The 12,638-nt window shown below is 50.8% G+C and carries 14 protein-coding genes; 2 read left to right on the top strand and 12 right to left on the bottom strand.

Going from position 1 to position 12,638, the window contains the following annotated elements; all coding sequences use genetic code 11:
- Positions 1-14: 14 nt before the first annotated feature.
- The 9 genes from ACR9Y8_RS27305 to ACR9Y8_RS27265 form a co-directional block, all read right to left on the bottom strand.
- The gene (locus ACR9Y8_RS27305) at positions 15-575 is read right to left on the bottom strand and encodes an NUDIX domain-containing protein (RefSeq protein ID WP_481216465.1); all 561 of its coding nucleotides are present in this window, start codon (positions 573-575) and stop codon (positions 15-17) included.
- Positions 576-588: 13 nt separating this feature from the next.
- Positions 589-1,029, bottom strand: coding sequence for a GNAT family N-acetyltransferase (locus ACR9Y8_RS27300; RefSeq protein WP_481216464.1), 441 nt, complete (start codon positions 1,027-1,029; stop codon positions 589-591).
- Between the two features lie 105 nt (positions 1,030-1,134).
- Positions 1,135-1,602 carry a DinB family protein gene (locus ACR9Y8_RS27295; protein ID WP_481216463.1) on the bottom strand — a complete coding sequence of 156 codons (468 nt, stop codon included), beginning with the start codon at positions 1,600-1,602 and terminating at the stop codon, positions 1,135-1,137.
- Positions 1,589-2,509, bottom strand: a complete 921-nt coding sequence (locus ACR9Y8_RS27290; protein WP_481216462.1) for an EamA family transporter — start codon at positions 2,507-2,509, stop codon at positions 1,589-1,591. The genes ACR9Y8_RS27295 and ACR9Y8_RS27290 overlap by 14 nt, the downstream gene beginning before the upstream one ends.
- Positions 2,510-2,525: 16 nt before the next feature.
- On the bottom strand, positions 2,526-3,950 hold the full coding sequence (locus tag ACR9Y8_RS27285) for a pyridoxal phosphate-dependent decarboxylase family protein (protein WP_481216461.1): 1,425 nt from the start codon (positions 3,948-3,950) through the stop codon (positions 2,526-2,528).
- Positions 3,951-4,152: 202 nt separating this feature from the next.
- Positions 4,153-4,638: a methylated-DNA--[protein]-cysteine S-methyltransferase gene (locus ACR9Y8_RS27280; RefSeq protein WP_481216460.1), complete on the bottom strand. Its 486-nt coding sequence runs from the start codon at positions 4,636-4,638 to the stop codon at positions 4,153-4,155.
- 6 nt (positions 4,639-4,644) lie between these two features.
- Positions 4,645-5,535 carry a DNA-3-methyladenine glycosylase family protein gene (locus tag ACR9Y8_RS27275; protein WP_481216459.1) on the bottom strand — a complete coding sequence of 297 codons (891 nt, stop codon included), beginning with the start codon at positions 5,533-5,535 and terminating at the stop codon, positions 4,645-4,647.
- Positions 5,532-6,062, bottom strand: a complete 531-nt coding sequence (locus tag ACR9Y8_RS27270) for an ArsR/SmtB family transcription factor (RefSeq protein WP_481216458.1) — start codon at positions 6,060-6,062, stop codon at positions 5,532-5,534. The genes ACR9Y8_RS27275 and ACR9Y8_RS27270 overlap by 4 nt, the downstream gene beginning before the upstream one ends.
- Positions 6,063-6,352: 290 nt before the next feature.
- Complete coding sequence (locus tag ACR9Y8_RS27265; protein WP_481216457.1) at positions 6,353-6,799, bottom strand: carboxymuconolactone decarboxylase family protein; 447 nt, start codon at positions 6,797-6,799, stop codon at positions 6,353-6,355.
- 96 nt (positions 6,800-6,895) lie between these two features.
- Here ACR9Y8_RS27265 and ACR9Y8_RS27260 point away from each other — a divergent pair, with 96 nt between their 5' ends.
- Positions 6,896-8,326, top strand: coding sequence for an aminotransferase-like domain-containing protein (locus ACR9Y8_RS27260; protein ID WP_481216456.1), 1,431 nt, complete (start codon positions 6,896-6,898; stop codon positions 8,324-8,326).
- Positions 8,327-8,332: 6 nt separating this feature from the next.
- On the opposite strand, the gene ACR9Y8_RS27255 is transcribed toward ACR9Y8_RS27260, so the two are convergent.
- Positions 8,333-8,800 (bottom strand): DinB family protein, encoded by a 468-nt coding sequence (locus ACR9Y8_RS27255; RefSeq protein ID WP_481216455.1) that lies wholly within the window; start codon positions 8,798-8,800, stop codon positions 8,333-8,335.
- Positions 8,801-8,897: 97 nt separating this feature from the next.
- Here ACR9Y8_RS27255 and ACR9Y8_RS27250 point away from each other — a divergent pair, with 97 nt between their 5' ends.
- Positions 8,898-10,325: an aminotransferase-like domain-containing protein gene (locus tag ACR9Y8_RS27250; RefSeq protein ID WP_481216454.1), complete on the top strand. Its 1,428-nt coding sequence runs from the start codon at positions 8,898-8,900 to the stop codon at positions 10,323-10,325.
- A 66-nt stretch (positions 10,326-10,391) separates the two neighbouring features.
- On the opposite strand, the gene ACR9Y8_RS27245 is transcribed toward ACR9Y8_RS27250, so the two are convergent.
- Both ACR9Y8_RS27245 and ACR9Y8_RS27240 read right to left on the bottom strand, forming a co-directional pair.
- The gene (locus ACR9Y8_RS27245; RefSeq protein ID WP_481216453.1) at positions 10,392-11,510 is read right to left on the bottom strand and encodes an ABC transporter permease; all 1,119 of its coding nucleotides are present in this window, start codon (positions 11,508-11,510) and stop codon (positions 10,392-10,394) included.
- On the bottom strand, positions 11,510-12,616 hold the full coding sequence (locus ACR9Y8_RS27240) for an ABC transporter permease (protein ID WP_481216452.1): 1,107 nt from the start codon (positions 12,614-12,616) through the stop codon (positions 11,510-11,512). Before ACR9Y8_RS27240 ends, ACR9Y8_RS27245 begins: the two co-directional genes overlap by 1 nt.
- Positions 12,617-12,638: the final 22 nt, after the last annotated feature.

Here is a 12,638-nt window from a genome sequence, read left to right as displayed (position 1 = left end):
AAGTTACGAAGTTCTTACAACTCCCCTTCCAGCATCATCAGCTTTATCTTCTGGATGGCGGCAATAGACAGCGAATCGGTGATCTGGTGTGTTTTTACCATCTGGTAGGCCTGTTCAAAGGGAATGCGCTGTGTGGTAAGCTCTTCTGTCTCTTCCGGCTGGGCGGTGCGTTGCTCCAGGCCGCGGGCCAGGTAAACGATACCTTTTTCGTCGGAAACGGAATTAGAGAGGTGCATGTAAACGATCGGCTCCCATTGGGAAGCTACCAGTCCGGTTTCTTCCAGCAGTTCCCTTTGGGCGGAGAAAAGCGGATCATCTTCCATTGGACCACCGCCTTCCGGAATCTCCCAGGAAAACTGTTCCAGGGGGAAACGGTACTGACCCACGAGGTAGATATGCTGTTCTTCATCGAGGGCCACGACCCCGATGGCCAGGTTCTTGAAATGTACAACGCCGTAAATGCCCGGACCACCGGCAGGGTTCAATACCTGGTGCTCGGTGAGCCGTATCCAGTTATTGTCATACCGGACTTCGCTGGAGAGTATCTTCCATGGATTGTTGTGTATCGTTTCCATGGGCATAAAGATATCAAACGCCCAGATAATAGTAGTAGGAACTTGTGTCCTTTTCAAAGCCCAGCTTTTCGTACAGGGCCTGTGCGTTGATGTTGCTGGTATAGGTTTGCAGCATGATCCATTTGGCGGAGGTAGACCTGGCGAGATCTTGTGCGGCGGCTATTAATGCCCTGCCAACACCGCGGTTGCGGTAATCTTCAGCAACATACAGATCGTTCAGTACCCAGGCGCGTTTCATGCCTACGGAGGTAAAGAAAGGATAGAGCTGTGTGAATCCAACAGGGCGGCCTTCATCCAGGGCCAGGTAGATCACGCTTTCGCGGTTGCGCAGGCGCTCGGCAATGAAGTGTTCGGCGCCGGCCAGATCAGAGGATTGTTCATAGTAGATGCGGTAGGCATCAAAGAGCGCCGCTACGGCGGCAGCATCGGCAAGGGTAGCTTCTTTTACAGTCATGGTATAAATTTAGCGTATCTGGTCAATGTTGTGTTAAAATAAAGATGCCCTATCCGGTAAAAACCGGGTGGGCATCTGTTCTATACTTCTATCTAAATCGTTCAGTTAAAAGGTCACCTGCAGCTGGCGCAGGTGATGTTTGAAGTGATCCAGGTAATCTGTTACCAGGTACTCCAGTGTTACAGGCTCATTGTTCCCTATTCTGCAGGTTTGTTGTAAGGCCTCAGCCGGGATGAGTTGCATTATACGGGCCAGGTTACCATTGATGGTAGCCCATACCAGGATCAGCGTTTCCCAGTCGGCATCCTGGTAGCCCTGGGCTTCCACCCAGAAGTTCTGCGCATAGCCGGGCAATTCTACAGGCCCTTGCTGTGCACGAACGAAGCGCTGATGATTGTTCAAAGCAGAATCTATCAAATGGCCTATAATTTCTTTTTTGCTCCATTTACCGGGAGCGGGCCTTTCTGCGGCTTCCGCCGGGGTGTACTGCTGCAATTGCGGTATCACCACCGCGATCACCTGTTCCAGCCCTTTTGCAGTTTCCTGTGCGGCGGTATTCTCAGCTAAGCTCATACGTTTCTTTGTTTTTATTCACTGCTGTATTTACCATGTATACGCCGGTGAGCGTAACAAGACAAGACATGGCGGTGGTCCAGTTCAATTGTTCGTCCAATATCAACCAACCCAGCAGCACGGCCACTATCGGGTTGATGTATGCGTATACAGACGCCAGTGAAGGCGGCAGATTATTGAGCGTATAAACATAGGCGGAGTATCCTAATATGGAGCCGAAGAAGATCAGGTAGAGCAGGCTGCCCCAGGCTTCGGCAGTGAACTGCGCCTGGAAGAAATCGCCCGTTATCATGGTGATGCACAGCATGATGATACCGCTGAACAACATCTCGAAACCGGCGCCATAGAGATAGTTCACTTCCAGCGCCCATTTGGCGGTGAGCACTGAGCCCATGGACCAGGATAAACAGCTGATCAGCACCAGCAGGATCCCGAAGCGGAAATCGGGATTGGTCAGGTCGCCCAGGTAGTCTGAAAAAATGCCCATCACCCCTATGAAACCGATCACCATCCCAGCTATGAGCAAGGGGGAGACGCGGTTCTTCTGCTGTACCAGGAAGAAGCTGAAGATGGTCATCCAGATAGGCACGGTTGCTGCGATGATGGCTCCTAACCCGGAAGGAATGTATTTGAGCGCCCAGGTAAGCATCCCATTGGCGCCTACCAGCATCATGGTGCCGATAATAAAGAGGCGTGATAAGATCTCTTTCCCTGGTAGCTTATAGCCTTTCAGTAAAAAGAAGCCCACCAGCAGCACGCCGGCTACTGATTGCCTTACCCCGGAGAGCATCAGGCCGTGCATATGCCGCACGCCTATACGGGAAGCGAGGTAAGTGGTGCCCCAGAAAATACTTACAATGACCAGTGCCATGTAAGCTTTTGTTGTATGATTGGATTGTGGCATCATGTTAAGCTTTTAGCTGCTAGCTGTTGGCAGCTAGCTTTGGATTGGTAACGGCCATGGCTATTTCTTGCATTTCCTGCCAGGTCTTTCTTACATCTTCTTCTGTTGTGCGCCAGTTTACGAGGGCAGCGCGGATGGCCGGCGTATCCTTGTAAACAGTAGGCGTCATGAATGCCAGTCCGCGGCTTGCGAGCGCATCCAGGAAACGGGCGGTAGCATCTGCCAGCTCTTCCTGCGGAAGGTTGAGCGTAAAGCATGCCACGCAAAGATTCACGGGCGCCAGGAGCATAAAATGCGGACTATCATCGATCAATGCTCCCAGCAGTTTTGCCTGCCGTACATTATCTTCCACTATATCTTTATAACCCTGTCTGCCATACGCCAGCAGCGAATACCAGGCTGGCAATGCGCGTAAGCGGCGGGAGTTTTCAGGAACGTGATGAATGAAGTTGAAATCTTTGGCAGGATCACCGAGATAGGCGGCGCCTACATTCTTGAAAGTTTCTGCCTGCAGATCCGGATGCCTGCAAAAGATCATGGCCGAATCATAAGGAACGTTCATCCATTTGTGGGCGTCGATGGTGATGCTGTCTGCCTCTTCCCATCCTTTCAGCAAATGCCTGTATTTAGGGCTGCAGGCGGCAAATCCTCCGAAGGCGGCATCTACGTGTAACCAGAAATTATAACGCTGCTTCAGAGCTGCCAATGCAGCAATATCATCAAAATCAGTAGTATTAACGGTACCTGCGCTGGCCACATAAATGACCGGCTGTCCTTTATGTTCTTCCAGCCAGGATTCCAGTGCTGCAATGTTCACTGATTCGCGCAGGGGCAGCGCCGGGATCTTCACCAGTGCATCCCTGCCGATGCCCAACATGGAGAGGCATTTGGGCACGCTTGAATGAGGTACGCAGGAAAGCACGCGTACATCATGCAAGACGCCCAGGCCTTGCTGGCTGATATCTTTTCCCTGCTGCCGGCCCAGCCATTGGCGGGCCACTGCGAGACCGGTAAAATTTGACATGGTAGCGCCGCTGACAAAGCTGCCGGCGAAAGTATCCGGTAAGCCAAACAGTTGACGTAAAAGCTGCACGGCTTCTATTTCAATATTGAAAGCTGCACCGCCTTTGTCCGCCGCGTTCATGTCTATTGCGGATGCGAGCCAGTCGCCTGCCAATGCAGCCGGCGTCACCCCTCCGGTAACAAAGCCCCAGTAGCGGGGACCTGCGCCAGCTGCCAGGTAAGGGCCATACTGTTCTCTGAACCTGTTCAGGGTAGCGATAGCACCGGCGCCATCTTCGGGCAGCAAGGCCTCTGCCTGTTCGGGCATCGCGATGCTGGCGGGCAGCTCATCCACACGGGACAACAGGTCGGCACTGAATCGTTGTGCTGCTGTGAGCAGCTCATCCAGTTGTGTAAGGTCTTGTTCCAGGCGGGCATTCATCTTTCCAACGTTTAGATTATATCGGTAGAGAGAGCAAAATTCACATAAAAAAACAATCTAAAACAGATGCAGTTTTATAAAAATTGACCAGATCAGATTTGGGACAGTCATTAGTCGTCAGTCGTTAGTCGTTAGTTATTAGAAGGTAAGCTTATCTTGATAGCCGCCAGACTAACGACTAATGACTAACAACTAACGACTTTTAGAACAATTGTTGTGTTCCATACTTGTATTTCCATTCATGTTCCAGTAACCACTTCTTACGCCAGATGCCGCCACCAAAGCCGGTGAGCGAACCATTGCTGCCGATCACACGATGGCAAGGCACTACGATGGGTAAGTGATTGCTGCCATTAGCGCTGCCAACGGCGCGGATGCTTTTTGGATTATTGATCTGTTTGGCCAGCTGCATATAAGAAATAGTGGTGCCATAGGGAATGGTCAACAATTGTTGCCACACAGATTGCTGAAAATCGGTGCCGGTCTGTTGCATAGCAAAGCTGAAGCCCTGACGGCTGCCGGCGAAATAGGCTTCCAGTTCTGACAGGCACTGAAGAAATATATCGGGCAACTGATCTGTATTTTCGATCACAGGTGGTTCGAACAGGATATTACTGATGTACTGATCATTGCCTGCAATGCCCAGGGGCCCAATAGGCGACTGAAAGATGTGATGACAAGTATCCATAGTATATTAACTTAAGCTTCTCCATAAATAAAACGTGGCGTAAGCCGCGTGTTGTTTCCAATGTTCTGTATATGTTTTCACTGCTGCCAGCGAGGGTTTGGCTGATAGCTGCATCTGTTTGCGCAGGGCGTTGTGGAGACCCGCATCTTCCAGGGGCAGGGCTTCGGGGAAGCGGCGGTACTTCATGAGCACGTAATTGGCCGACCAGTTGCCGATGCCTTTCCATTGCAGCAGGTATTGCCTGGCGGCTTCATATTCCATTTCCTGGAGGTGCGCATCGCTCAGGCGGCCGTCGGCCATCGCAGCAGCGATCTGGATGATGTATTGCGCCTTGCTGCGCGAGAACTGCATACTGGTAAGGTCTTCCAGCTGAAGACCGGAGATAACGGCAGGATGTGGATATAGATAATGATCTTCTCCGTTAATCACTTCATGATAGCCGAAACGTTCTATCAAGCGGCGGCGCAAGGTGTAGGCAAAAGGTAAACTGATCTGCTGCCCGGTGATGGTCCAGGTGATGGATTCGAACAGATCAGGAATTCCGATGAGACGCAGGCCTTTGTAACGTTCTACCAGGGGCGCCAGTATTTCATCCTGCGCAGCAAACTGGTAGAAAGGCTGCAGGTCGGCATCCAGGTGGAGCCAGTGTGTGAGGAAGCTTTGAATAGCCGGTTCATTGACGGTGATGCCCCAGGTATTGGTGACGTTTACTTCCAATGCTTTTTTACTGGCAGCTTCGCGGACATTCAACAGTAAAGGCGCGCCATCCTGGATGATCATGCGCTGCAGGGAGCCCTCCTTTACAAAGTGCAGGCATTCGCGGTCTGAACGGCCCAGGAATACGAGACATTCGGCAAAGGAAAACTGATCAGGATATTTAATGGGTACGGTGATCATGGTTTGCATCGTTTACAGGCTCTGAACCCGTGTTTCAGGGCTTCATCGCGGGTGGCATAAAAAATAACGTTGTCGGGGCGCGGGTTAGCGGAACAGGACGGTTTGCAAAAGATGCCGGTGGTCTTTACGGCGTTGAAGAAGAGGCCGTCGAAATCTTTGTCTTTGCTGAGCATGGCCTGCAGCATAACAGGATGTGTTAAGGGCGTACCTTTTTTATAGCTGGTACGTTCCAGGAAGACGCCGTGATCGTTATTAAGCGAGCGTCGGTTGCCCACCAGGTAAGGCTGCAGCCAGTCTTTCAGCTGATAGAAGGCGGTTTTGTTCAGGTAGCCATAGCGTTCACGGCCCGCCTGGTAAATACGGATCCAGCCGCAGTCTTCCAGCACGTTGATATGCTTGGATACTGCCTGGCGGGTAATATCGTGAAAGTGCTCATTGATCTGGTTCACGTTCAGTGGCTGTTGCAACAACAGTTCCAGGATCTGCCGGCGCACCGGATCAGCGAGACCTTTAAAGAGTTCATCCATTTGCGCAACTAATTAGTTGCTGAAATTAGTGCAACTTTTTTGTTGCACAAAATAATATTTAGAGTGGATAAGTTGAGAGGGAGGAAGATGACATGAATTACCGTCATTGCGAGGAGCACTGAAGGCTTAGAGCGTGGGGCGACGAAGCAATCTCACAAACGATAAACGGTAATGATTACATTTATTGCTTAGCATTTGCCGTTTGTGAGATTGCTTCGGCCAGGCTCCCCGCATGGGCCCTGGGGAGCCGCAATGACCGGGAGGAATAACCACACGATGATTACGGAAAATTACTTACGTTCTACAGGCAGCTTCCGAGTGGATACCACCATGCGGTTCCAGCCATTGATTGTAACAATCAGCATCAGCAGCTCTACCATTTCCTTATCAGAGAAATGACGGGCGGCTTCGTTATACACATCATCGGGAACATTGGTGGCGGCTACCAGCGTAACGGCTTCTGTAAGCGCCAGCGCTGCGCGTTCCTTATCGCTGAAAAAGGGCGCTTCCCGCCATCCGGCTACGGTATACAGGCGCTGTTCTGTTTCCCCGATCTCACGGGCATGGAAGCAATGCATATCGAGGCAGAAGGCACAGCCATTGATCTGGGAAGCGCGGACTTCCACCAGGTATACTAACTTTTTGTCCAGGCTGCAGTTGTTAACGTAGGCCTGCACTGCGCTCATAGCCTTGTATGCAGCAGGGTCTACTTCGGTCCATTGGATCCTTGTTTTCATATTGCTGATGATTTGTTTAACAGTACAAAGTAAGTGCAATCCAATACTCCAAAACAGATACAGAATTTATTATTTTTGACCATAACAGTTAGTGTTATGAAAGAAGATGATTTTCTGTACCTGCAGCTGGCCAACAAGCTGGAACAACTCATCATCAAAGGCGTATATGGCGTAGGTGAACGGCTGCCGTCTGTACGGGAGTTGCACCAGGAGCACGGTGTGAGCATCAGCACTGCGTTGCAGGTGTATGCTCATCTTGAAAAGAAAGGATGGATCGCGGCCCGCGAACGCTCCGGTTATTATGTACAGCTGACCCCACAGCAGCGGTTGAAACTGCCCGCTCCAAGCAGTCCGGGCACTGCCGCCACGCTTGTAAAGATCAACGACCAGGTGCGCAGGATCCGGGAAGCTAGACATTCCAGGAAAACCATCCCCCTGGATGCGCCCACACCTGCTACGGAACTGCTGCCACATGCCAAACTGCACAAAGCATTGCTGCAGACAGTACGCGCTCATCAACCTGCAGACCTGCAATATAGCGACCTGAGAGGCTATGAGCCACTGCGGCGGCATATCGCACGCCGCTGTCTTACCTGGAAAGGGACCGTCACCGCCAGTGATGTGATCATTACCAACGGCTCTATGGAAGCCATGAGCTTCTTTCTGCGGGCAGTGGCCAAGCCTGGCGATACCATCGCCATTGAGTCGCCTACTTTCTTCGGGTTATTAATGAGCATTGAGAGCCTGGGCATGAAAGCGCTGGAGATCGCTACAGACCCCGTTACAGGCATCAACCTGGAAAAGCTGGAAGACGCTTTCCGTAAAAAGCGGGTGGCGGCCTGTTTGCTGATCAGCAATTATAACAACCCCCTGGGCAGCTGTATGCCTTCGGCCAATAAGCAGGCGCTGGCTGAGCTGCTACGCAAGTACCAGGTACCGCTATTGGAGGATGATTCTTTCGGGGAGCTGCATCATGGGCCGGAGAGGCCTGCTACCGTTAAAACGTATGACAAGGATGGATGGGTGTTGTATTGTTCTTCCTTTTCTAAAAGCCTTTCAGCAGGATTGCGCATAGGCTGGGCTATTCCGGGCAGCCGGTTTGATTACCAGGTGGAACAGCTGAAATACACCACCACTTTCCACACCAGCCTGCTGCCGCAACTGACGATACACCATTACCTGGAGCACCAGCGGCTGGACCTTCACCTGAAACAGCTACGCAATGCACTGGCCATACAGACACTGCAAATGGCCAGGGCCATACAACAATATTTTCCGGAAGACACTGCGCTGACGCAGCCGGAAGGGGGACTAAACCTGTGGGTAGTATTGAACAAAAAAATAGACACCTGGGAACTCTATCAGCAGGCGCTTGAGCACCAGATCGCTGTGATGCCAGGATCCTTATTTTCCAGTCAGCAGAAGTACCGGAACTGCCTGCGGGTGAGCTCCGGGATCCCCTGGAGTGAAGACATGGAATGGGCCGTGCAGACCACAGGCCGGCTGGTGAAGAAGATGTTGAGATAGTCCCTGCTACATCTTCGCTTTGTGCACCAGCTTAAAGATAGTAAACAGGTGATGCGCTTCGTGCAGCAGGAAGAATTCTGTCCATTCCCGGATATTCAGCCTGCCATAGCTGCGATGAACACCGATACGCTGCAGCTGCTCATCGTTAAGGCCCTCCAGCAATTGAATGATCTGCTGGCGATCTGCTTCCAGCTCTTTTAAGAGCGTTCCCGGTGATTGCCTGCGCCAGTAGAGGAAGAGGGGATCATCGTCCCCGATATAGCGGTCAAAGAAGGGATCCTGCCTATCCAGAATGCGGTGCAGGCGGCTCAGGAACTGGGGCTGATAGCTGACCAGGTGGGCCATGTTCTCGTGCACAGACCATTTGCCCGGCTCCAGTTCGCCCATCAGCTGCTCTTCAGCAAGGGGCTTGATGATCTGGGCCAGGGCAAGGTGCTGGTGCAACAATCGTTCAGATAAAGATGTATAGAACATATTGGCGGAAGGAGTTTAATGGCTGCAAAATAAGTTGTTTTTCGTTAGGCAAAACAGATACAGTTTTAGTAATTTTGACCAGATCAGATTATTTGCCATGTTAAAGACCGCCGAGCATTTATACCTGCAAATAGCAGACCGTATTGAGCAGCTGATAGAAAAAGAAGTGCTGAAGATCGGAGACAAACTGCCCTCCGTACGCTCTATCAGCAAAGAGCAGGGCGTAAGCCTGAGCACGGCTTTCCAGGCCTATTATCACCTGGAGGCGAAGGGGCTCATAGAGCCCAGACCTAAATCAGGCTACTATGTACGCTTCAGTCCGCGCAAGCTGCGTGATATTCCTAAAACCTGTGAGCCGGTAAAGAAGGCATCGGAAGTAACAGTCAATGAAATGATCTCCCGGGTGTTCCATAACAATACCGCTGATAATCTCCTGAAGTTCTCCCTGGCAGTGGCTGCCGACAGTATGCTGCCTGCCGCCAAGATATCCAAATCCATGGTGCAGGCCATCCGCAAGGCGCCGGATGGCGGCATCGGCTATGAATCCACGCAGGGGAATGTGAACCTGAGAAGGCAGATAGCGCGTATGAGCATCCAATGGGGCGGCGTTATCAGCGAAGATGATGTGGTGACCACCAGCGGTTGCACAGACGCCCTTACACTCAGCCTCTGTGCCGTAACGCAGCCCGGCGATACCATTGCACTGGAAAGCCCGGCCTATTATGGTTCCCTTCAGCTGGCCGCCAGTCTTGGACTGAAAGTGTTGGAAGTGCCTACCAACCCGGTTACCGGCGTTGACCTGGATTACCTGGACAAGGCCATTCCCCGCTTCAATATCAAGGCCTGCCTGTTTGTAACCAATTTCAACAACCCGCTGGGCTCCTGCATGCCCGATACCCATAAACGTGAACTGGTACGGATCCTGGAGAAGTATAATATCCCGCTGATAGAAGATGATATCTACGGTGATATTTATTTTGGCAGAGAGCGGCCCAGCCTCTGCAAAACCTTTGATGAAAGCGGCATTGTGCTTACCTGTAATTCTTTTTCCAAAGCGCTGGCCCCGGGCTACCGTGTAGGGTGGACCTTACCCGGCAAATACAAAGAAAAAGTGTTACGCTTAAAACGGAATCATTCCATTGCCTGCCCTTCCCTACCCCATGCCGCTATCGCGCATTTCCTGGAGAATGACCGTTATGAGCATCACCTGCGCGGCATGCGTAAACAACTGCATACGCAGAGCCTTCGCTATTTACAGGCCATTGCGGATTATTTCCCGGAAGATACCCTGGTAACAAGGCCTACCGGCGGCTTTGTATTGTGGCTGGCGCTGAACGACAGCATCAACACGTATGAGCTTTATGAACTGGCGCTGAAACAAAGGATCACGTTTGCACCGGGACGTATGTTCTCTTTGCAGGACCGTTACCGTAACTGTTTACGTATCAGTTTTGGCAATCCATGGAGCAAACAGGTGGAAGAAGGGATCAAGACATTGGGAAGGCTGATCAGGAAGTTAGGTTAATGCAAAGGCTGGAACAGGAATATTCCGGCCGGCTTATCCTACAACTGTACACTATAAAGCGGTTAATTATGTTGTTTTACGGTAGTTCCAGATGGCAATTCCATTCATCACTGCAGCATAGCCCAGCATGATCAGCAGATAGGTCTGTATGTTAGCCCATCCGCTGCCTTTGAGCAGCACCATACGTATCACTTTCACAAACCATGCAATGGGATTGAACCAGGTAAACACCTGCGCCCATTCAGGCATGCTCTCCACAGGTGTGAACAGCCCACTCATCAGTATGAAGATGAGCACAAAGAACCAGGCAATGAACATAGCCTGCTGCTGTGTATCTGTAAAAGTTGAAATGAGCAGGCCCATGCCCAGCATTACCCAAAGGTATACCGCGGCAAAGAGGAAGACGAGCCATATGCTTCCGGCCATGGGAATATTGAACACCAGCTTACCTATCAGCAGTCCGAAAGCCAGCTCAAATAAGGCGATGATCCAAAAAGGGATCAGCTTACCCAGGATGAAATGATGTTTCCGTATGGGTGTTACGTTCAGCTGTTCTATGGTACCAATCTCTTTCTCCTTCACGATATTCATCCCCGAGAGGAAAGAGCCGATCATGGTGACCAGCACTACCAGGATGCCGGGCACCATATAGATCTTGTAATCCAGGCGGGTATTGAACCAGTTGGAATAGGTGACTTCGATGACAGGAGGAGCGTTACGTTCATCCAGCGCCAGCCATTCTGTACGTATATTCTTGTTGAAATCCCTGATGATGCTGCCAGCATAGGCATTGGCCAGTCCCGCTTTGGTGCCGTTGATCGCGTTTACCAATAGCTGCAGGGGTGCTTTATCCTCCTTTACCAGCTTACGCTCAAAGTGCCGGGGAATTACCACAACAATATCTGCTTTGTCCAGCTGCAGGTCTTCGTACGCCTCCTTAATGTTGAAGGTGTGTCGCTGCAATTTGAAATAGCCACTGGCGGTAAGCTTATGCACCAGGCGCTGCGACCAGGGAGAATGGTCGTAATCCACTACATCAATCGCCAGGTTCTTCACTTCGTAGTTGGCTGCGTAAGACAATACCAGCAGCTGTACGATGGGAATGATGAAGATGATCTTTACCATGGCCTTGTTCCGGAAGATCTGCAGGAACTCTTTCTGCAATATGAACTTGATGGTACGCATCAGCTTAAACGGATTTTAAAGTTACGTATGCTCATTATCACAAAGAACAGGGTCATACCGCAGAGCACCAGGGTTTGCGGCCATACATAGTGCAGGCCGGAACCTTTCAGCATAATATCTTTGAGGATGATGATGAACCATTTGGCAGGCATGATATTGGACAGCCATTGTAATGGCAGCGGCATGCTTTCTATCGGGAATATAAAACCAGACAGTAATGTAGTGGGCATCAGCAATCCCATCATGGAGGCCATCATGGCGGTTTGCTGCTTATCTGTAACGGATGAGATCAGGATACCCAGGGACAGCGATGTTAATACAAACAGCACACATTCTGCCAGCAACAGTACCAGGCTTCCCTTGATAGGCATACCGAATATGAATACCCCCATCGTTAGTATCACCAGCGCATTAATGAAAGACAGCACGATATAAGGCACTACTTTCCCCAGGATGATCAATGGAGGAGGCAAGGGTGATACCAGCAGTATTTCCATGGTGCCCAGCTCTTTTTCGCGGGCAATGGTGATGGAGGTCATCATGGCGGATACCAGCAGCAGGATGAGCGTCATCACGCCCGGCACAAAGAGGAATACGCTTTTCAAGGCTGGGTTGTATTGCATGGTCACGGTGGTATTGATCGTTAACGGCAATTCCATTTCACCGTTCAGCTCCTGTTGGAAATTGCCGATGATGGCAGTGGCGTAATTGATCAGCGTAGTGGCGGTATTGGGATCACCTGCATCTGCCAGGAGCTGTACCCGCGCTTTATTATGATGATGGAATGATTGGCTGAATTCAGGTTCTATGATAACAGCCATCTTGATACGCCCTTCGCGGAAGGCGTCTGTAATAGCAGATTGGTCCCGCAGGTTACGGTCAATACGAAAATAGCCGCCGGCTGCCAGCTTTTGTACGAGGCGAATGCTATAGTAATCTTTTGACTGATCAAGCACCGCTATATCTGCATTCTTTATTTCGTTGGTGATGGCAAAGCCGAAAAGAATGATCTGCACGATGGGCATACCGAAGAGTATCAGCAGGGTGCGCTTGTCGCGGAAAATGTGGTAGAATTCTTTTCTGGCAAATACTATAAACTGACGCATGATGGTTGAGCTTTTAGCAGTT

Source organism: Chitinophaga sp. SVR4-12A (assembly GCF_056754765.1).
The sequence above is the reverse complement of the archived record's forward strand: the minus strand, read 5'-3'. Positions and strand labels throughout refer to the sequence as shown.